This is a genomic window from Micromonospora humidisoli, from assembly GCF_016900955.1.
In the GTDB taxonomy this organism is placed as follows: Bacteria; Actinomycetota; Actinomycetes; order Mycobacteriales; family Micromonosporaceae; genus Micromonospora; species Micromonospora wenchangensis.
Genome location: NZ_JAFEUO010000004.1, coordinates 335,055 through 356,537, shown reverse-complemented (window position 1 = coordinate 356,537; position 21,483 = coordinate 335,055). Strand labels below are relative to the sequence as shown.

At 74.4% G+C, this 21,483-nt stretch carries 12 protein-coding genes; 10 read left to right on the top strand and 2 right to left on the bottom strand.

Annotated features, from left to right (window positions below; genetic code table 11):
• Positions 1–42: 42 nt before the first annotated feature.
• The 4 genes from trpB to JQN84_RS16345 all read left to right on the top strand — a co-directional run bounded on the left by trpB (position 43) and on the right by JQN84_RS16345 (position 4,743).
• Positions 43–1,272: a tryptophan synthase subunit beta gene (gene trpB, locus JQN84_RS16360; protein ID WP_204959229.1), complete on the top strand. Its 1,230-nt coding sequence runs from the start codon at positions 43–45 to the stop codon at positions 1,270–1,272.
• 4 nt (positions 1,273–1,276) lie between these two features.
• Complete coding sequence (trpA, locus tag JQN84_RS16355) at positions 1,277–2,080, top strand: tryptophan synthase subunit alpha (protein ID WP_204959228.1); 804 nt, start codon at positions 1,277–1,279, stop codon at positions 2,078–2,080.
• Positions 2,081–2,335: 255 nt separating this feature from the next.
• Complete coding sequence (lgt, locus tag JQN84_RS16350; protein WP_204959227.1) at positions 2,336–3,544, top strand: prolipoprotein diacylglyceryl transferase; 1,209 nt, start codon at positions 2,336–2,338, stop codon at positions 3,542–3,544.
• Positions 3,545–3,555: 11 nt separating this feature from the next.
• A complete protein-coding gene (locus JQN84_RS16345) occupies positions 3,556–4,743 on the top strand; it encodes an FAD-dependent oxidoreductase (protein ID WP_204959226.1) in 1,188 nt (395 codons plus the stop codon).
• 322 nt (positions 4,744–5,065) lie between these two features.
• Here the strand turns inward: JQN84_RS16345 and JQN84_RS16340 are convergent, their stop codons facing one another.
• On the bottom strand, positions 5,066–5,911 hold the full coding sequence (locus tag JQN84_RS16340; protein WP_204959225.1) for a GNAT family N-acetyltransferase: 846 nt from the start codon (positions 5,909–5,911) through the stop codon (positions 5,066–5,068).
• Between the two features lie 146 nt (positions 5,912–6,057).
• Between JQN84_RS16340 and gltB the strand changes: the two genes are divergently transcribed.
• Positions 6,058–10,713 carry a glutamate synthase large subunit gene (gene gltB, locus JQN84_RS16335; protein WP_204959224.1) on the top strand — a complete coding sequence of 1,552 codons (4,656 nt, stop codon included), beginning with the start codon at positions 6,058–6,060 and terminating at the stop codon, positions 10,711–10,713.
• A complete protein-coding gene (locus JQN84_RS16330; RefSeq protein WP_204959223.1) occupies positions 10,706–12,214 on the top strand; it encodes a glutamate synthase subunit beta in 1,509 nt (502 codons plus the stop codon). The genes gltB and JQN84_RS16330 overlap by 8 nt, the downstream gene beginning before the upstream one ends.
• 608 nt (positions 12,215–12,822) lie before the next feature.
• On the opposite strand, the gene JQN84_RS16325 is transcribed toward JQN84_RS16330, so the two are convergent.
• Complete coding sequence (locus JQN84_RS16325) at positions 12,823–14,361, bottom strand: M1 family metallopeptidase (protein ID WP_204959222.1); 1,539 nt, start codon at positions 14,359–14,361, stop codon at positions 12,823–12,825.
• Positions 14,362–14,561: 200 nt separating this feature from the next.
• On the opposite strand from JQN84_RS16325, the gene JQN84_RS16320 reads away from it, so the two are divergent.
• From JQN84_RS16320 to JQN84_RS16305, 4 genes are all read left to right on the top strand, one after another.
• Positions 14,562–15,374: an SGNH/GDSL hydrolase family protein gene (locus JQN84_RS16320; protein ID WP_204959221.1), complete on the top strand. Its 813-nt coding sequence runs from the start codon at positions 14,562–14,564 to the stop codon at positions 15,372–15,374.
• 107 nt (positions 15,375–15,481) lie between these two features.
• A complete protein-coding gene (locus JQN84_RS16315) occupies positions 15,482–17,305 on the top strand; it encodes a hypothetical protein (RefSeq protein ID WP_239485516.1) in 1,824 nt (607 codons plus the stop codon).
• A gap of 938 nt (positions 17,306–18,243) precedes the next feature.
• Positions 18,244–20,751, top strand: coding sequence for an FtsK/SpoIIIE domain-containing protein (locus JQN84_RS16310; RefSeq protein ID WP_204959220.1), 2,508 nt, complete (start codon positions 18,244–18,246; stop codon positions 20,749–20,751).
• Entirely contained in the window at positions 20,752–21,429 is a 678-nt protein-coding gene (locus tag JQN84_RS16305; RefSeq protein WP_204959219.1) for a hypothetical protein, read from the top strand.
• Positions 21,430–21,483 lie beyond the last annotated feature (54 nt).

Genomic DNA, 21,483 nt, shown 5'->3' with positions numbered 1-21,483 from the left:
CGCGACGGTGCGTCGGCGCGCGACCGGCCGGGGAGCGGCGGCATGAGCGCCGGGGAGGCGGCCGGGCGGTTCCCCGACTCCGCCGGTCACTTCGGCCGTTTCGGTGGTCGTTTCGTCCCCGAGGCGCTGGTCGCGGCGCTCGACGAGCTGGACGCCGCATACCGCAAGGCGATGACCGACGAGGAGTTCCTCGCCGAGTTCGACGCCCTGCTGCGCGACTACGCCGGCACCCCCTCACTGCTGTACCCCGCCGAGCGGTTCTCCGCCAAGGTCGGTGCCCGGGTGCTGCTCAAGCGGGAGGACCTCAACCACACCGGCGCGCACAAGGTGCGCAACGTGCTGGGCCAGGCGCTGCTCACCAGGCGGATGGGCAAGCGGCGGGTGATCGCCGAGACCGGTGCCGGCCAGCACGGGGTGGCCACCGCCACCGCCGCCGCCCTGTTCGACCTCGACTGTGTGGTCTACATGGGTGAGGTCGACACCGAGCGGCAGGCGCTCAACGTGGCCCGGATGCGGATGCTCGGCGCGACAGTGATCCCGGTGACCACCGGCTCGCGGACCCTCAAGGACGCGATGAACGAGGCGATGCGGGACTGGGTCGCCAACGTCGACGACACCCACTACCTGATCGGCACCGCCGCCGGCCCGCACCCGTTCCCGGAGCTGGTCCGGGACTTCGTGCGCGGCATCGGCGACGAGGCCCGCCGGCAGTGCCTCGACCTCACCGGCGGGCTGCCCGACGCGGTGCTGGCCTGCGTCGGCGGCGGCTCCAACGCGCTGGGCATCTTCCACGCGTTCGTCCCCGACACCGACGTGCGGCTGTACGGCTTCGAGGCCGGTGGCGAGGGCGTGGAGACCGACCGGCACGCCGCCAGCATCACCGGCGGCACCCCCGGGGTGCTGCACGGCGCCCGCACCTACGTGCTCCAGGACGCCGACGGCCAGACCGTCGAGTCGCACTCGATCTCCGCCGGGCTGGACTACCCCGGGGTCGGCCCGGAGCACGCCTGGCTGCACGACACCGGCCGGGCCCGCTACCTGCCGGTGACCGACGCCGAGGCGATGGCCGCGTTCGAGCTGCTCTGCCGTACCGAGGGGATCATCCCGGCGATCGAGAGCGCGCACGCGCTGGCCGGCGCGGTGCAGGTCGCCCCGCAGCTGGCCGCCGAGCTGGGCCGGGAGCCGGTCCTGGTGGTCAACCTCTCCGGTCGGGGCGACAAGGACGTGCACACCGCCGGTGAGTACTTCGGCATCCTCGACAAGGAGCAGTGAGACCGTGAGCCGGATCGGGGTGGCCTTCGACAAGGCCCGTGCCGACGGTCGGGCCGTCCTGGTCGGCTGCATGCCGGCCGGGTTCCCCACCGTCGACGGCAGCATCGCCGCGATGACCGCGATGGTCGAGGCCGGGGTGGACGTCATCGAGGTGGAGATCCCCTACTCCGACCCGGTGATGGACGGGCCGGTGATCCAGAAGGCCAGCGACATCGCCCTGGCCGGTGGCGTCCGCACCGCCGACACGCTGCGCATCGTCGAGGCGGTCGCGGCCACCGGCGCGCCCGTGGTCACCATGACCTACTGGAACCCGATCGAGCAGTACGGGGTGGACGCGTTCGCCAGGGACCTGGCCGCCGCCGGCGGCACCGGCCTGATCACCCCGGACCTGATCCCCGAGGAGGCCGGCGAGTGGCTGGCCGCCTCGGACGCGTACGGCCTGGACCGGACGTTCCTGGTCTCCCCGTCGTCGACCGACGCCCGGCTGCGGATGACCGTCGAGCACTGCCGGGGCTTCGTCTACGCCACCGCCATCATGGGGGTCACCGGGGCCCGGTCGCAGACCTCCGACGCCGCGCCGGTGCTGGTGTCCCGGGTGCGGGAGGCGACCGAACTGCCCGTCGGGGTGGGGCTGGGTGTCGGCACCGGGGCGCAGGCGGCCACCGTCTCCGGGTACGCCGACGGGGTGATCGTGGGCAGCGCGCTGATCCGCCGGCTGCTGGACGCGTCGGACCTCGATGCGGGGCTGGCCGCCCTGCGTACCCTCTCCGCCGAGCTCGCCGAGGGTGTGCGTAACCCGGCCCGCTGACCCGCCGGCCCGTTCCACCCCGCCGTCCGTCGCCGAGGTGCGGGACGGCTCGGGTTGGTCGACGGCTCGGGTTGATCGGCTCGGTGGGGGTGGAACGGCGGTGTCCGCTGCGGCGGAATGCCGCCATTTCGCCGCACGGGTGGCATCCGTCGGGCGACGGGCCGACCGGGTTGCGCCGGGGTGGCGTGGTCCGGTGGCGGGTCTGACCGGACCGGGGTGCCACGGCGGGCGTCCGCAGCGGTAGCCTGTGCACCCGTGACCCTCGTCTCGATGACGCCCCTGGCGGCGCTGCCCAGCCCGAGCACCGCCGTCTGGCAGCTCGGGCCGGTCCCGCTGCGGGCGTACGCCCTCTGCATCGTCGTCGGCATCGTGGTCGCCTGCCTGGTGACCGAGCACCGGCTGCGCCAGCGGGGCGTCGCCCCCGGTGCGGTGCTCGACATCGCGGTGTGGGCGGTCCCGACCGGCATCATCGGTGCCCGGATCTACCACGTCGTCACCTCACCCGAGAAGTACTTCGGCACCGGCGGTGACCCGTGGAAGGCGTTCGCCATCTGGGAGGGCGGTCTCGGCATCTGGGGGGCGGTGGCCGGTGGCGCGATCGGCGCCTGGATCGCCGCCCGGCAGCTCGGCATCCCGCTGACGGTGGTGGCCGACGCGCTGGCCCCGGGTCTGCCGCTGGCCCAGGCGGTGGGTCGGCTGGGCAACTGGTTCAACAACGAGCTGTACGGCGGGCGGACCGACCTGCCGTGGGGCCTCCAGATCCACCGGATGGACCCGGACAACCCGGGCCACGCGCTGCGCGACGACGCCAACCAGCCCATCCTGGAACCCGGCCTCTACCATCCGACGTTCGCCTACGAGGCGCTGTGGAACCTCGGCGTCGCCGGCCTGGTGTTCGCCCTGGACCGGCGGTTCAAGCTGGGACGCGGCCGGGCCTTCGCGCTCTACGTGATGGGCTACACCGCAGGCCGGTTCTGGATCGAGCTGATGCGCACCGACGAGGCGAACCGCATCCTCGGTCTCCGGCTCAACGTGTGGACCGCCGGCCTGGTCTTCCTCGGTGCCTTGATCTACTTCCTGCGGGTGCGGGGCCCTCGCGAGTACCTGGTCCCGCTCGACGTCCCCGCGGCCGTTCCGGTCACCGACGGGGCGGGCAGCGACGTCTCCCAGGTCGACCTCGCCGCCACCGGGAAGGGGTCCCCGACGGCCCCACCGCCGGCGGGGTACCGGGTGGTCGACGAGGAACAGTTCACCGCGTACCGGGAAAGCGGGGTGCTGCCCGACGCACCGGGCGTCCCGGCGGCCGACGACCGGCCCGCCGGGCCGGCGGCCGATGCCCCCGACGCCGACGACAGGCTCTCCGACGCCGACGACGGGCCCTCCGGGGCCGGCGGTGGCGACGGGCCCGCCGGTGCCGAGCGGTCCGCCGGTGCCGCTGGCCGGTCCGTCGACCGGGACAGCTGAGCGGGCGCGGCATGCGCAGCGCGGTGGTGGTCGGGGCCGGCCTCGGCGGTCTGGCGGTGGCCGGCGCGCTGGCCCGCTCCGGCTGGCAGGTCACTCTGCTGGAACGGGCCGACCGGGTACGCCCGGAACCCACCGCCGTGGTGCTGTGGCCCAACGGGGTACGCGCGTTGCAGGTGCTCGGCGTCGGTGCCGGCCTGGACGCCATCGCGACCCCGCTGCCCGACGGCGGTATCCGCCGCCCCGACGGTCACTGGCTGGTGCAGCCCCGGCCCACCCCGGCCGACCGGATGCCGGTGGTCGTACACCGGGAGGACCTGCACGACGCCCTGATCGCCGGCCTCGGTGACCGGGTCGAGCTGCGCACCGGGGTCGCCGTGGACAGCGTCCGGGCCGAGGCCACCGAGCGGCCCGGGGTCGGGTGGAACGGTCAGTTCGTCGAGGCGGACCTGGTGGTGGCCGCCGACGGCACGGACAGCGTGCTGCGCCGCCAGCTCGCCCCCGAGGCCGCCGTGGTCAGCTCCGGCTGCGCCGCCTGGCGGGCGGTGATCCCCTGGTACCGGGCCCCCCTGCCGGCCGACCAGCCGGTCGGGGGGGAGGTGCTGGGCGCCGGCTACCGGTTCGTGGCCGCCTCGCTGGGGGAGCGCGGCTCCTCCGGGGCGTCGCGCCGGGGTGGCGTCTACTGGGTGGCCACCGCCGCCGGAGCGCCCCGGCCGGAACCCCCGCAGACCCAGCTCGCCCTGCTGCAACGCTGGTACGCCGGCTGGCCCGCGCCGATCGGTGAGCTGCTGGCCGCCACCGACCCCGCCGACCTGGTGCAGCAGGAGATCCGTGAGCTGCGCCCGCTGCCCCGGGCGTACGGCTTCCCGGCCGGGCCGGGCGGGGTGGTGCTGCTCGGTGACGCCGCCCACGCCATGCCGCCGCACCTGGGGCAGGGCGCGTGCCTGGCGTTCGAGGACGCGGCCACCCTGTCGTCGTTGCTGCGCGAGTCCCGGCTCCCCGACGCGGTGCTGGCGTACGACCGGGTGCGGCGGCCCCGCGCGGCCACCGTGGTCCGACAGACCCGACGGATGTCGGCGGTGCTCCAGACCCGGGGCCGACTGGCCCTGCGCGCCCGCGACGCGGCCCTCGGCACGATCACCCCCCGCCTGCTCTCCGGCGCCGCCGCCACCGCCGCCACCTGGCGTCCCCCCACCCCCTGACCCACTCTCCCCCCGCCCCGCCGCCCTTCGTGCGGTGGCCGCCCCCGTGCGGTGATCAAGAGGTTTGCGTCACTTGTGTGGTGATCAAGAGGTTTGCGTCACGGTGAGCGCGTGAGGTGACGCAAACCTCTTGATCAAACCGCAAACCTCTTGATCACCAAGGCGAACACCGGGTCGGGGCAGCGCCGGTCGGGGCAACGCCGGGCCGGGTCAGCGCCGGTCGGGGCAGGGCTGGGCCGGGTCAACGCCGGGTCGGGGCAACGCCGGTCGGGGCAGGGCTGGGGCCGGGGAGCGAGGCAGGCGGGCAGGAGAGGGCCGGGGGTCAGATGAGGGCGGTGGGTTCGGCTATGCAGGCGGTGCCGATGCGACGGAAGCCGACGCGCAGGTAGATCCGGGCGACGTCCTCGCTGCCGGCGGAGAGGAAGACCAGGTCGGTGCCGGCGGCGCGCAGGGTGCGGGCCAGGGTGGCGGTGACCGCGGCGGCGAGCCCCCGGCGGCGGGCGGCCGGCAGGGTGGCCACCCCGGCGATCTCGGCGACGTCGTCGACCCGCATCGCCATCCCGCTGGCCAGTGGGCCGTCCTGCGGCGTCCAGGCGACCGCCGACAGGCGTCGGCCGGCGGCGATCGCGGCCCGCTCCTCGTCCAGCGCGGCCACGTCCAGTTCGGTCATCGCGGCGTCCCGTTCGGCCGGGCCGGCGTCGCCGGGGACGGTGCCGGCGGCGGAGAACCCGACCGCGGCGACCGCGCGCCGGGCGGCCACGTCGAGCGCGAAGCCTGGCGCGTCCGGGTCCAGCACCCGCACCGGTACGTCGGTGAGCGTCGTCGGGTCGGGCGGGGTGACCTGCGGGTCGAGCACCATCAGCGGGGCCTCCAGCACGCTCAGGCCGGCGGCCCGGGCGGTGGCGAGCAGGTCCGGGGTGGTCTCGTGCACCCATTCGAACGCCTCGGGCAGGCCCAGCTCACGTTGCCGTTCCCGGACGGTGTGCAGGTCGGCCAGCGAGGGTGGCCCGTCGGCGTCGAGGCGGGGGCGGGCGTAGAACGGCCAACCGGCCCCGTCCCGGGCGAACAGCACCAGACCGCCGTGTTCCTCGGCGCGGGCGGCGTCCCGGGGCACCGCGTCGTAGAAGCGTTCCAACCGGTCGAACAGGTCGCGGTGTGCAGGATCCACCGCGCGAGACTACACGTCCCAGAGTCTGGAAGGTGTGATCAATCTGCACTGGCCCTGCCCGGGTCGCCCTAACGTAGACTCAACAGACCGCCCAGGGCCGACGTCGTCCCGACCATGCAACAACCTGAGTGACGACAGGAGACCCGGTGGCCCTTCCGTACCCGCACAGCCCGCAGCCGGTCCCTTCCGCGACCGGTCTGTACGACCCGGCGCACGAGCACGACGCGTGCGGGGTGGCCTTCGTGGCCGACCTCTACGGGCGGCGCTCCCACGCGGTGGTGGCCAACGGCCTCGGCGCGCTCTGCCGGCTCGACCATCGTGGCGCCCGGGGCGCCGAGCAGAACACCGGCGACGGCGCGGGCATCATGATCCAGGTGCCGGACGCGTTCCTGCGCGCGGTGGTGGACTTCCCGCTGCCCCCGGCCGGCCAGTACGCCACCGGCCTGGTCTTCCTGCCCGACGACGACGGCGGCGAGGCGCGCGCCCGTCAGGTGGTGGAGAAGTACGCCCTCGTCGAGGGGGCCGAGGTGCTCGGTTGGCGCGACGTGCCGACCGACCCGAGCGGGTTGGGCGAGACGGCGCTGGCGGCGATGCCCCGGATCCGGCAGCTCTTCCTGGCCGCGCACCGGCTCACCGACACCCCGGCCGGTCCGGCGGGCTCCCCGCTGGCCGGCATCGACCTGGACCGGGTGGCGTTCTGCGTCCGCAAGCAGGCCGAGCGGGAGACCGCCGAGCGCGGGGTGACGGCCTACTTCCCGTCGCTGTCGGCGCGGACGATGACCTGGAAGGGCATGCTCACCCCCGACCAGCTGCCGGAGTACTTCCCGGAGTTGACCGATGAGCGGGTCGACAGCGCGATCGCCCTGGTGCACTCCCGGTTCTCCACCAACACGTTCCCCTCCTGGCCGCTGGCCCACCCGTACCGGTTCATCGCGCACAACGGCGAGATCAACACGATTCGCGGCAACCGGAACTGGATGCAGGCCCGCGAGGCGCTGCTGCGCAGCCCGCACCTGCCCGGCAACATCCGCCGGGTGTTCCCGGTCTGCACCCCGGCCGCCTCCGACTCGGCCAACTTCGACGAGGTGCTGGAGCTGCTGCACCTGGCCGGCCGTAGCCTGCCGCACGCGGTGCTGATGATGATCCCGGAGGCGTGGGAGAACGACCCGGCGATGCGCCCGGACAAGCGCGCGTTCTACCGGTTCCACGCCAGCCTGATGGAGCCGTGGGACGGCCCGGCGTCGGTCGCCTTCACCGACGGTGAGATCGTCGGCGCGGTGCTGGACCGTAACGGCCTGCGGCCGGGGCGCTGGTGGCGGACCACCGACGGGCTGGTGGTGCTGGGCAGCGAGGCGGGCGTGCTCGACCTGGACCCGGCCACGGTGGTCGCCAAGGGCCGCCTCCAGCCGGGCCGGATGTTCCTGGTCGACACGGTCAACGGCCGGATCGTTTCGGACGACGAGATCAAGACCGAGCTGGCCGCCGCCCAGCCGTACGACGAGTGGCTGCACGCCGGCCTGATCGAGCTGGACGACCTGCCGCCCCGCGAGCACGTGGTCTACACCCACGACTCGGTGCGTCGGCGGCAGCAGACCTTCGGCTACACCGAGGAGGAGCTGAAGATCCTGCTCGCCCCGATGGCCCGTACCGGGGCGGAGCCGCTGGGCTCGATGGGCACCGACACCCCGATCGCGCCGTTGTCGACCCGGCCCCGGCTGCTCTACGACTACTTCCACCAGCTGTTCGCCCAGGTCACCAACCCGCCGTTGGACGCGATCCGGGAGGAGTTGGTGACCAGCCTGGCGTCGACCATCGGCCCGGAGGGCAACCTGCTGGACCCGGGCGCGGCGAGCTGTCGGCAGATCGTGCTGCCCTACCCGGTGATCGACAACGACGAGTTGGCGAAGCTGCTCGACGTCGACGAGGACGGCGACCTGCCCGGCTTCAAGGCGGTCCGGGTGTCCGGGCTCTACCGGATCCGCGACGGCGGGGCCGGGATCAAGGCCCGGCTGACCGAGATCTGCCGGCACGTCTCCGAGGCGATCGAGGACGGCGTACGGATCCTGGTGCTGTCCGACCGGGACTCCAACGCCGACCTGGCCCCGATCCCGTCGCTGCTGCTCACCGCGGCGGTGCACCAGCATCTGGTGCGCGAGCAGACCCGGACCCAGGTGGCGCTGATCGTGGAGTCCGGTGACTGCCGCGAGGTGCACCACGCGGCGGTGCTCATCGGGTACGGCGCGGCGGCGGTCAACCCCTACCTGGCCTTCGAGTCGGTGGAGGACATGATCGCCACCGGGGCGCTGGTCGGGGTGGAGCCGGCGAAGGCGGTCCGCAACTACGTCAAGGCGCTCGGCAAGGGTGTTCTCAAGATCATGTCCAAGATGGGCATCTCGACGGTGTCGTCGTACTGCGGGGCGCAGGTCTTCGAGGCCGTCGGCCTGGACACCCGCCTGGTCGACCGCTACTTCCGGGGCACTCCCAGCACCATCGGCGGGATCGGGCTGGCCGGGATCCACACCGAGGTCGCCGCCCGGCACGGGCAGGCGTGGCCGACGCCCGGCACCGCCGGCTCCGCCCGGCTGGAGGTGGGCGGCGAGTACCAGTGGCGGCGCGAGGGTGAGCTGCACCTGTTCAACCCGGAGACGGTCTTCCTGCTCCAGCACGCCACCCGCAGCCGCCAGTACGACGTGTTCCGCCAGTACACCGCCAAGGTCGACGAGTTGGCCGCCCAGGCCGGTTCGCTGCGCGGGCTGTTCACCCTGCGGACCGGGCTGCGCCCGGCGGTGCCGATCGAGGAGGTCGAGCCGGCCACCGAGATCGTCAAGCGGTTCGCCACCGGCGCCATGTCGTACGGGTCGATCTCGGCCGAGGCGCACGAGACGCTGGCCATCGCGATGAACCGGCTGGGCGGCAAGTCCAACACCGGCGAGGGCGGCGAGGACGTCGACCGGCTGCACGACCCGGCCCGCCGCTCGGCGGTCAAGCAGATCGCCAGCGGGCGCTTCGGGGTGACCAGCGAATACCTGGTCAACGCCGACGACCTCCAGATCAAGATGGCGCAGGGCGCGAAGCCGGGCGAGGGCGGGCAGCTGCCCGGCAACAAGGTCTGGCCGTGGATCGCCCGGACCCGGCACGCCACCCCCGGCGTCGGCCTGATCTCCCCGCCGCCGCACCACGACATCTACTCCATCGAGGACCTCGCCCAGCTCGTGCACGACCTGAAGTGCGTCAACCCGGCCGCCCGGGTGCACGTCAAGCTGGTCAGCGAGGTCGGTGTGGGCACGGTCGCGGCCGGGGTCGCCAAGCTCAAGGCCGACGTCATCCTGATCTCCGGGCACGACGGCGGCACCGGCGCGTCCCCGCTCAACTCGCTCAAGCACGCCGGCACCCCCTGGGAGCTGGGCCTGGCCGAGGCGCAGCAGACGCTGCTGCTCAACAAGCTGCGTGACCGGGTCACCGTGCAGGTCGACGGCCAGCTCAAGACCGGCCGGGACGTGGTGGTGGCGATGCTGCTCGGCGCGGAGGAGTTCGGCTTCGCCACCGCCCCGCTGATCGTCGAGGGCTGCGTGATGATGCGGGTCTGCCACCTGGACACCTGCCCGGTGGGCATCGCCACCCAGAACCCGGTGCTGCGGGAACGCTTCACCGGCCGGCCGGAGTTCGTGGAGAACTTCTTCCTCTTCCTCGCCGAGGAGGTGCGGGGCTATCTGGCCGAGTTGGGCTTCCGCAGCATCGAAGAGGCGATCGGGCAGACCGAGGTGCTCGACGTCGTACCGGCGATCGAGCACTGGAAGGGCCACGGCCTCGACCTGGCCCGGGTGCTGCACACCCCGCAGCTGCCCGAGGGCGCGGCCCGGCGCGGGGTCCGCGCCCAGGACCACGGCCTGGAGCTGGCGCTGGACAACGAGCTGATCGCGCTGGCCGAGCCGGCGCTGCGCGACGGCAGCCCGGTGCGGGTGGAGGTGGCGGTGCGCAACGAGCACCGCAGCGTCGGCGCGATGCTCGGCGGCGAGGTGACCCGCCGGCACGGCGGTGCCGGCCTGCCCGACGACACCGTCGAGTTCGTGCTGCGCGGCACCGCCGGGCAGTCCTTCGGCGCGTTCCTGCCGCGCGGGGTGACCCTGCGGCTGCACGGCGACGCCAACGACTACGTCGGCAAGGGGCTCTCCGGCGGGCGGATCGTGGTCCGCCCGGACGCCGCCGCGCCGTTCGTCGACCCCGAGGCCACCGCCGGGCAGCGCGCCGAGGACCAGATCATCGCCGGCAACACCATTCTCTACGGGGCCACCGGCGGCGAGTTGTTCCTGCGCGGCCGGGTGGGGGAGCGCTTCGCGGTCCGCAACTCGGGCGCGGTGGCCGTCGTCGAGGGCGTCGGCGACCACGGCTGCGAGTACATGACCGGCGGCACGGTGGTGGTGCTCGGCGAGACCGGCCGCAACTTCGCCGCCGGCATGTCCGGCGGTACGGCGTACGTGTACCGGCTCGACACCGGGCGGGTCAACGCGGAGCTGGTCGACCTGTCCCCGCTGCGTGACGCCGAGCGGGAACTGCTGCACGACCTGGTGCAGCGGCATGTCGCCGAGACCGACTCGGCGGTCGGCGCGGAGCTGCTCAAGCGCTGGCCGGAGGCGGTCGGGGAGTTCACGGCCGTGGTCCCGAGGGACTACCGCCGGGTGATGGAGATCATGAAGGCCGCCGAAGCCGCCGGCCGCGACGTCGACGACGCGGTCATGTCTGCGCTGACCGCGTCGGTGCCGCCCGTCCCGCGGGTGGTCGCCCAGGAGGTGGCTCGTGCCTGACCCGAACGGTTTCCTGCGCTACGAACGCCGGTTGCCGGCCCGTCGACCGGTGTCGGTGCGGATCACCGACTGGCGTGAGGTCTACCCGCCCGCCGGGGAGGAGTTGATCCGCGAGCAGGCCACCCGGTGCATGGACTGTGGTATCCCGTTCTGCCACGACGGCTGCCCGCTGGGCAACCGCATCCCGGACTGGAACGACCTGGTCCGCACCGGCAGCTGGGACGCCGCGGTGGAGTCGCTGCACGCCACCAACAACTTCCCCGAGTTCACCGGACGGCTCTGCCCGGCCCCGTGCGAGGCGGCCTGTGTGCTGGGCCTGGGCGGTCAGCAGCCGGTCACCATCAAGCAGGTCGAGGTGGAGATCGCCGACGCGGCGGTGGCCCGGGGCGGGCTGAACCCCCGTCCGGTGCCGGCGTCGACCGGCCGGTCGGTCGCCGTGGTCGGCTCCGGGCCCGCCGGGCTCGCCGCCGCCCAGCAACTCGCCCGCGCCGGTCACGCCGTCACCGTGTACGAGCGGGACGACGCGATCGGCGGCCTGCTGCGGTACGGCATCCCCGACTTCAAGCTGGAGAAGCAGCACATCGACAGGCGGCTGGCCCAACTCGCCGCCGAGGGTGTGCAGTTCCGTACCGGGGTGAACGTGGGCGTCGATGTGACCGCCGAGGAGCTGCGGGCCCGGCACGACGCGGTGCTGCTGGCGTGCGGCGCGCTCCAGGGCCGGGACACCCCGGAGACGCCCGGTCGGCCGCTGCGCGGCATCCACCAGGCGATGACCCACCTGGTGGCCGCCAACCGGGTGGTCGCGGCGGCCGGGGACGGCCGGCCCGCCCCGGCGGAGCTGCCCGACGGTACGCCGATCGACGCGGCCGGCAAGCACGTGGTGATCATCGGTGGTGGCGACACCGCCGCCGACTGCCTGGGCGTGGCCCACCGGCAGGGCGCGGCCGGCGTTCACCAGCTCGACCTCTACCCGGAGCCGCCGCACGGCCGGGACGCCGAGCGGGATCCGTGGCCGACCTGGCCGTGGGTGCTGCGTAACTACCCGGCGCACGAGGAGGGCGGCGAGCGGGTCTTCGCGGTCGCCGTGCAGGAGTTCGTGGACGACGGCACCGGCCAGGTCAAGGGCGTCCGGATCGCCGAGGTGACGGTGGAACGGCGCGACGGCCGGCGGATCGTCACCGCGCTGCCCGGCTCCGAGCGGGAGCTGCCGGCCGACCTGGTGCTGCTGGCCATCGGCTTCGAGGGCACCGAGGAACAGCCGCTGCTGGCCCAGTTCGGGGTGACCCGCAACGCCCGGGGCGCGGTCGACGCCAGGCCCGACTGGCAGACCGACGCCGACGGGGTGTTCGTCGCCGGGGACATGCACCGGGGGGCGTCGCTGATCGTCTGGGCGATCGCCGAGGGGCGGGCCGCCGCGGCGGCGATCCACTCCTACCTGGGTGGGGTGGGTGACCTGCCGGCCCCGGTCGACCCGGCCCGCCAACCCCTCGCCGCCCGCTGATCCCCACCCGCCTGCCGGTCCGTCTGGTCGGCTGGCCCGCCTGACCTGCCGGCCCACCGTATCGGGCAGTTCGATCGGTGGCCGTCAGCCGACCCGGAGACCGGGTCGGCTGACGGCCCGGCCGTGTGGCCCGGCCACCGTCTCGCCCGCTGCGCCCTGCCGGCGCACAGCCGCTTCTGCGGCACCACCTGTCCCGGCCCTGCTGTTGCAGCGTCCCGAGGCGTCGGCACCGGCCCGCCGAGAGTGCGTATCACCACGGAGAGCGGTATGCCTGACAGGCATAGTTATGACTGTCAGGCATACCGCTCTCCGGAACCATCGTTGCGGCCCGACGCCGCCCCGATCGGCACCGACCGGAGCCGGCTCGACCGGACCCGGCCCCCACCAGCCCAGAGTCGGCCCCGGGCCCGGCCAGACCGCGAGCAGACCGGACCCGACCTCGGGCCGAAACCGCGCCGCGACCGAGCCGAGCCGCGCCGCGACCGAGCCGAGCCGCGCCGCGACCGAGCCGCGCCGCGGCCGGCCCGGGTGCCGGAAGGTCACGGTTGCGGGCCGGTTCGGGCTGCCCGCACCGGTGCCGGGGGGCGGGCAGCCCGAACCGGGGTCGGTCAGCGCGCCAGCAGTTGGTGCGCCGCCCGGATCTGGGTCCACGACTTCGGCTGCGCGGGTGCGGTCGTGGTGCGGGTGGCGGCGGCCGGAGTGGGCCGGCCGGGGGTGAACAGCCAGGTGGTGAAGACCGGGTCCAGGTCGAGGCCGGAGATCTGCTCGGCAAGGGCCTGGAACTCGGCGATGGTGCCGTTGCCGTACCGGTGGGCGGCGGTCCAGGCGGGCAGGATCCGGAAGAACGCGTCGTCGCCGACGGCCAGCCGGATCTGGTGCAGCGCCATCGCGCCCCGGTCGTAGACCGCGCCGTCGAAGACCGCGCCGGCACCCGGATTGCCCGGCAGGACCTGCCAGAACGCGTCGTCGGCCGGGTAGTCGGCGTAGGTGAAGTCGAACAGCTCCTGCGCGGTGCCCTCACCCTGCGCCTCCGACCAGAGCCACTCGGCGTACGAGGCGAAGCCCTCGTTCAGCCAGATGTTGCTCCAGTTCGCCACCGAGACCGAGTCGCCGAACCACTGGTGGGCGTTCTCGTGCACCACCACGTACGGGTTGCTGCCGCGTCGCCAGAAGCCGGGCCCGTACACCGGGCGGGTCTGCGTCTCCAGGGCGAAGCCGAGACTGTCGATCGGCGCGGCCACGCCCCCCTGCGCCTCGAACGGGTACGGCCCGAAGATGCCGCTGGCCCAGTCGACGACCTCGGCGGTGCGTTCGATGCTGGCCCGGGCGGCCGGCTTCCGGTCGCCCAGCGTGGTGCTGTAGGCGTTGATCACCTGCTGCCCGTTCGGGGCGGTGTCGGTGACGATGTCGTACTGGCCGATCGCCAGGAACGCCAGGTAGGTGGCCCCGGGCTTGGTGCTGCGCCAGCCCCACCGCATCCGGTTGCCGGCCTCGGCCAGCGGAGGCCGGGGCTGCACGCCGTTGCTGATCACCTCGACGCCGTCGGGCACCGACACCGAGATGTCCCAGGTGGCCTTGTCCAGCGGGTGGTCGTTGGAGGGGAACCACCACCAGGCCGACTCGGGCTCGTTGACGGCGAGCGCGCCGTCGACGGTGCGGGTCCACCCGGAGTAACCGTCCACCAGGGTCTCCGACGGCACCCCGGAGTAGGTGACCACGACGGTCATCGGCTGACCGGTGGTGAGGCCGCGCGGCGCGGTCACCACCAGCTCGTGGACGCCCTCCCGGTCGAACCGGGCGGTCCACCCGTTGACCCGCACCGACTCCACGTCGAGCAGGAAGTCGAGGTTGAACCGGGAGAGGTCCTGGGTGGCGGTGGCCAGGATGGTGGTGGTGCCGCTGAGCCGGTCGGTGGCCGGCTCGTAACGCAGCCGGACGTCGTAGTGGTCGACGTCGTAGCCGCCGTTGCCGTAGTCGGGGAAGTAGGGGTCGCCGAGGCCGGGGCTGCCGGGTTTCGGGGCGGCCGAGACCGCGACCGACCGGCTCTTGCCCGGTCGGGCGTCGGCCTGGCCGGGGGTGCCGGTCACCAGGGTGCCGGCGGTGGTGACGGTCAGGGCGGCGATGGCCGCCGTGAAAACACGTCGCACGGGGTGGACTCCCTCCATCGGGGTGTTCGCACCGACAACCTAATCGACGGCGGTGGAAACGTACGCCCCGGATGGCAGGGATCGGCTGTTCTCATCCCGTCGATGTTTCGCTAGCATTACCGACTAGTAACAACGCCTCACCCCCCTGGCCACGCGCGCGGTCCAGAGGCTTCCCCCGTTGCTGCCCCTGGAGGATCGTCATGCTCCACCGCGCCCTACCCCGCCGCGCTCTGGCCCGGGCCGTCACCGCCCTGGCCGCCGTCCTCGCCACCGTCACCGGCGTCCTGCTCGTCCCGACCGCCGCCCAGGCCGCCACCGTCCACTACGTCGCGCTGGGCGACTCGTACTCCTCCGGTGTCGGCGCCGGGCCGTACGACTTTTCCACCTGCCTGCGCAGTCAGAAGTCGTACGCCCCGCTGTGGGCCGCCGCCAACGCGGTGACCAGCTTCGCCTTCCCCGCCTGCGGCGGCGCGGTAACCGCCGACGTGATCACCAAGCAGGTCGGCTCGTTGAGCGCCACCACCAGCCTGGTCACCATCACCATCGGCGGCAACGACGCCGGTTTCGCCGACGTCATCACCAGCTGCCGGTTCGGCACCACGGCGACCTGCACCGCGGCGGTCGACAAAGCCAAGAGCTTCGCCACCTCGACGCTGCCCGGCCGGCTCGACGCCACCTACGCCGCGATCCGCGACCGGGCCCCGAACGCCCGGCTGGTGGTGCTCGGCTACCCCCGGCTGTTCGAGACCGGCTCCTGCGGCGCGCTGGCGATGAGCAGCTACAAGCGGACCATCCTCAACGAGGCCGCCGACGTGCTCGCCACGGTCACCGCCGCCCGGGCCGGCGCGGCCGGCGCCACCTTCGCCGACGCCCGCCCGTTCTTCGCCGGGCACGGCGTCTGCGCCGCCGCCCCGTGGATCCGTGACGTCAGCGGCGTCATCGAGGCGTACCACCCGAACGCCGACGGCTACCGGTACGGCTACCTGCCGACGCTCACCGCCGCGCTGGGCTGACCGGGCCGGCCGGGTCACCGGCGGCATCCCACCGGACACCCTCGGTTGCCTCCGTCGTCGACAATGGGAACTCTTTCCTGGTTCCTGTCGGCGGCGGAGGTGCCCGTATGCGCGAACCGGTGCCCCCGCCGCAGCCCCGGTCGCCCGCTGTGGACGGCCCCCCGATCGGCGGCACCGAGCTGCTCGCCCTGCTCACCCGGCTGCTGCGCCGGCCGCGTCGGGGCGACCGCCGGTTGCCGGTGCTCTGGCTGGTCCGGGCCGCCACCGGCGGTGACCCGGGTGCCCTGCTGCGCCGTTTCGTCGGGCGGGGCGCGGGTCGCCGGGTCCCGCACGCCGTGCTCGACCTGGCCGCCCGTCCCGACGTCGCCGACGTCCCGGGGGTGCTGCGGGAACTGCATCGGCAGCTGTCGCTGGAGGCGTTCGGGGCGGCCCGGTTGCGGTTCCGCCACTACCCGCTGGCCGACTGGTTGATGCAGCAGACCCTCGACGTGGGCGTCGACGCCGCCGACAGCGGCCGGGCCACCCTGGTCCGTCGGCTGCGCGACTGGCGGGGCCGGCGTCCCGTCGAGGAGCCGCAGGTCGGCGGGGAGTCGGGGGTCGGCACGGCGCTTCAGGTGCTGCTCTGGCTGCTGCGCCGGGCGGTGCCCAGCGTGGTGTTCCGGATCGCCGTCTCCGGCCGGGTGCCGGTCGTCGGCGGCCAGTACCGGTGGTTCATGCGGCAGCAGTATCTTGCCCCCCGCCAGTCGGTGACCTTCCTCGGGTTCGCCGAACGGCTCACCGCCGGCTGGCGCGACGGCGAACAACCCGCCCAGGTGGACAAGCTGCTGCTGCACGCCTTCCTGGAGGACCTGCGGCAGGCGTACCGGCGACGGGCGTGGCGGCCCGGGGACTGGCGGCGCACCGCGTACCCGGTGCTGCTGCTCGACGGGGTGGACGTCGACGGCGTCGGGCACACCCTGGTCCGGCTGCTCACCGACGTGCGTAACGAGACGGGCCGCAACGATCCGCTGCTGGTGGTGGCGCTGGCCGCCGTGCCGCCGCCGGAACTGCCGGGCACCCGACCGCTGCGCGAGGCGGACGACGCCTACGACGAGTGGGCCGAGGCGCTGCCCGAGACCCGGCGGCTGCGGCGGGCCGCCGCCTGGCTGGTGGCGCTGCGCCCCGACGACGAGGACGCCACCCCGCCCCCGGGGGTCGTTCCGCCCGCGCTGGTCGCCCCCGACCCGCCGTGGTGGGCACGGCGGTTCCTGCCGGCGGCGGTGGCGGTGGTCGTGCTGGCCGGGACGGTCGTGTGGGCGGACAGCAGGTGGACGCTGGACTGCCATCCGACGCCGATCGGCCAGGTACGGGTGCAGGTGCTCGCCGGGGAGTGCGTCGGCTACAGCGACACCGCCGCCCAGGTGTTCAACAGCGAACCCGGCCAGGAGCGGCTGCGCGCGGTGCAGCAGCGGATCTTCGCGCAGAACCGGGCCGCCGAGGAGGTGTGGCGGCGTAGCGACCATCGTCGGCCCTATCTCACCCTGGTCTACCTGGGCACCCTCACCGGCAACCGGACCCGGGCCGACGAGGAGTCCTACGTCTCCGAACGCGAGGAGCTGGAGGGCCTGCGACCGCCCAGTACGCCCTGCTCAAGGAGTCCGCGGCAGCCGACGGCGCGGCCCTGCTGCACGTGGTGGTCGCCAACGGGGGCCGGCAGATGCGCCACGCCGGGCCGGCGGTGGCCATGCTGGAACGGCTGGCCCACGACGACCCGACAGTGCTCGGGGTGGTCGGGCTGGTGGAGAGCCGCACCAGCACCGCCGTGGCGTTGCGGGAACTCAACCGGGTCGGCCTGCCGGTGCTCGCCCCCACCCTGTCGGCCGACCGGATGGACCAGAACTCCAGCCTCTACCTGCAGATCTCCGCGCCGAACTCGGCGCAGGCCGCGATGATCGAGACGTACGCCCGGCAGGTGCTGCGGGTGACCGAGGCGCACGCCTACTACACCACCGGCGAGGAGAGCTCGCTCACCGAGGACCTCTACGTCGGCACCCTGGTCGACGGGCTGCGCCAGCGGTTCGGCAGCCGGCTCACCCGGCTCGACGAGTGGGACACCGGGCGTCGGTTGACCGCCGAGTGCGGCTACCGGGGGGTGCTGGTGTTCGCCGGACGCTGGTCGGAGTTCGACGAGTTCCTGCGGGCGTTGAAGGAGTGCGGCAACGATCCGCCCCGGCACCTCGTCGCCGACGACTCGGTCAACCGCTACATGGCCAACCCGGTGCTGCGGGCCAGCGCCCCGGGCAACCTGCCGGTGACGTACGTGTCGAAGGCGGCGCTGGCCACCTGTGCCGCGCTACGGGCCGCGCAGGCCGCCCGGGACGACGCCCGGGACAGCTTCCTGACCTGGGTCGGCGCCGACGACCTGCTGGACCCGCCGCGCTGCCGCGACGGTGCCGGCGCACCCGTCGGCGAGCGGGTCAGCCTCGCCTACGACGCGGCGATGATGATGGTGCGGGCGGTGGAGAGCCTCGCCGCCCGGCTGCGCCACGCCGACACCGGCCGGCGCTGGGAGCCCCGCTCGGTCAACCCGGTCGGCGTGCACGCCGAGGTGTTGCGGCAGAACGCCGCCGCCGGCTACCCGGGGGTCGCCGGGGTGGTCCGGTACGCCCCCGACTCGGGCGAGCCGGTCGCCAAGCGGCTGGCGTTGCTGCGGGTGGAGCGGGTGCCGGAGGTGGCCGCCGAACCGGTCGAGGTGTTCCACTGTGGCGCGGCCGACAGCGGACCGGACCCGGGCTGCCGACCCGTCTGACCCGTGGGCGGGTCGTGCGTGCGGACCCGCCGGGGCGCTAGGGTTCCCTCGATTCGTCCGCACGTGGGTGGGGAGCAGTGGGTGGGCAGGCTCGCATCGGCGTACGGGCAGGCGGTCGCCGCGCACCGGCAGGCCCGGCAGCGGTGGACGGCGGCCCGTGCCCTGCTGGAACGGCTGGCCGGGCAGCCCGTCCCGGAGCGTACCGCCGACCTGGTCGCCCGGCTGGCCCGGCTGGCCGACGCGCTGGCCGTCCCGCCGCCCGGCGGCACCGGCGACGGGCCGGCGGCGGTGCGCATCGGTGAGGCGTCCACGGCGGACGGCCGGTTTCCGCTGCTGCTGCCGTTGGGCGCCGGCCGGCACCTGGCGGTCGACGGCGACGCCCGTGATCCCCGGGTGGCGGTGCTGCTGCGGGTGCTGGTGCTGCGGTTGTTGACCACGGCCGCCCCGGGCAGCGTGCGGGTGGTCGGCATCGACCCGGCCGCCTGGGGGGCCACGTTCATCCCGTTGCGTCCGCTGCGCGACGCCGGGGTGCTCGGCACGGTCGCCACCACCGAGGCCGAGATCGGTGCGTTGCTGGACGCCGCCGAGGCGCACGCCCGCGCGGGGGAGGCCGAGCTGCTGCTGGTGGTGGCCGCGTCCGCGCCCGGCCCGCGTGAGTTGGCCCGGCTCGCCGCGCTCACCCACGCCGGGCCGACCGCCGGGGTGTGCGTGCTGTTCGCCGGGCGCGCGGTGACCGCGCCCGGCCAGGCTCCACCCGTGCTGGGCGGCACCACCGAGGTACGGCTCGACGAACGGTACGCCCGGGTCGGCGATCCGCCGGGGTACCCGTTCAGCGCCGACCGCACCGGGCTGCCGGTGCCGGTGCTGCTCGACGGTGACCCGCCCGCTGCCGCCGTCCAGGCGCTCGCCGACCGGCTGGGCGAGCAGTTACGCCGGGACACCGCCCTGCACCTGGCCGACCTGCTGCCCGAGCACCGCTGGACCGGCTCCGCCCGGGGCGGCCTGTCGACGGTGGTCGGCCGCAGTGGGCGTACCCCGGTCAGTCTGGCCTTCGACGACGCGACGCCGCACTGGCTGGTCGGTGGCCGCACCGGCGCGGGCAAGACGGTCTTCCTGCTCGACGTGCTGTACGGCCTGGCGGCCCGCTACTCCCCGGCGCAGCTGCACCTGTGGCTGCTCGACTTCAAGGAGGGGGTGAGCTTCACCGAGTTCGTCCCCACCGACCGGGACCCGTCGTTCCTGCCGCACGCGCGGGCCGTCGGCGTCGAGTCCGACCGGGAGTACGGCCTGGCCGTGCTCCGCGAACTGCGCCGGGAGTTGGGCCGGCGGGCCGGGCTGTTCAAGCGGCACGGGGTGACCAAGCTCGCCGACCTGCCGGACACCGAACCGGTGCCCCGCACGGTGGCCGTGATCGACGAGTTCCACGTGCTGTTCGCCGGCAACGACAGGCTGGCCCGGGAAGCCGTCGACCTGCTGGAGGAGCTGGCCCGCAAGGGCCGCTCGTACGGTGTGCACCTGGTGCTGGCCAGCCAGAGCACCAGCGGCGTGGAGGCGCTGTACGGCCGGGCCGAGTCGCTGTTCGGGCAGTTCGCGTTGCGGGTGGCGCTGCCCGGCGGTGAGGCGGTGCTCGGCCCCCGGGCGACCGTCGCCGGCCCGACCCGGATCGGCACGGCGCTGGTCAACACCGCCGCCGGGGCGGCCGGCGCGGACACGCTGCTGCGGTTCCCCGATGCGCACGCCGACGCCCGCCAGCTCGCCCGGCTGCGGTACGAGCTGTGGGACGCGCGCCCCGACGACGTCGGCCCGCCCGAGGTCTTCCGGGGTTACGCCACCGCCCACCTGGAGGACGAGCCGACGCCGCCCGTCCCGGCCGGCCGTCGCCCGGCGGTGCTGGTGGGCCGGACGGTCGACGTGGCCGGCAGCACCGCCCGGTTCGACCTGGACGCCTCCCCGGGTCGGCACCTGGCCGTGGTGGGCACCTCGGTCACCGGCGCGCACGTGCTGCGGGCCGCCGCGCTGAGCCTGGCCGGGCAGCACCGTCCCGGGGAGGCCGAGTTCGTGCTGGCCGCGCTGGTGGCCCCGGCCGACGAGCTGGCCGACGACACCGCCGCCGGTCTGAAGGCCGCCGGGCACCCGGTGACCCAGGTCGACGCGGCCGGGCTGCGCGCCCGCGTCGCCGGGCTGGCCGCCGGCCCCGGGGAACGCGGCCGGACCTACCTGGTGGTCTTCGGGGTGGACGCGGCCCACGCGGTGCTCGCCGCCGCCGACCCGGACACGTACCGCACCGGCCACGACGACCTGCGGGCGCTGTTGCGGGCGGGGCCGGGGCACGGGGTGCACCTGCTCGGCTGGTGGCGGGGCCTGCCCCGGCTCGCCGACGACCTCGGCGGCAGCCAGAACCGCGACGACGTGGCCTGCCTGGTGGCGCTGAACGTGCCCGCCGACGATCTCGGGCTCTACCTCGGGGTGACCGACCTGGCCTGGAACCCGCGCCCGGACCGGGCGCTGCTCGTCGACAGGCACGCGCACCGCACCGCGCTGATCGTGCCGTTCGTCCGCCCCGGGTACCGCCCCGAAGAGGAGCGCTGAGTGACCGGCTACGACCAGTACGCGGCGGCGGTCCGGCAGCTCTCCGCCCGGATCCGGGAGGGTGAGCGGGGTGCCGCCGCCGAGGCGGAACGCCGCCGTGACCTGCACACCGGGGTGACCCGGCTCGGTCAGCGGCTGGCCGCCCAGGAACAACGGCTCGGCCAGCTCGGTGCCGCCGCTGGCGTGTCCCCGGCGACCGACCCCGCTCCCGGGTCCGGGGTGGAGGCCGGGGCCGGTGCGGCTGTCGGGTCCGGGGTGGACGGTGATCCGGCGGTGGTGCTGGCCGAGGCGGCCCGGCTGGTCGACGAGGTCGACCGGCTGGGGCAGCAGGCCGAGGCGCTGGCTCAGCGGCCCGCTCTGCTGCCCACCTGGTCGCCGACGGCCCGCGCGGTCGCCGTCTACGTCGGCTGCGCCGCCGTGGGGGTGCTGGCCATGCTGGTGCTGCTGGTCGCCAACGGCATCGGCGTGGTCGACGGCGTGACCCTGGGCGCGCTGACCTGCGCCGGGCTGCCGCTGATCTCCTTCGTCGCCGGCTGGCTGATCCTCGGGCGGTGGGGGCGGCCGGCGCTCGCCGACACCGACCCGCCCCGGTACGCCCCGCTCGGCTTCGTGATCTGCGCCCTGCTGGTGCCGTTGGCGTACTGCGTGACCCTGCTGCTGTTCCGCCTGGTGCGTTGAGTGGGCTCCGGCTTCGCTGGCCTGCCTGCGGCGGTCTGCCCGGCGGGTCAGCGG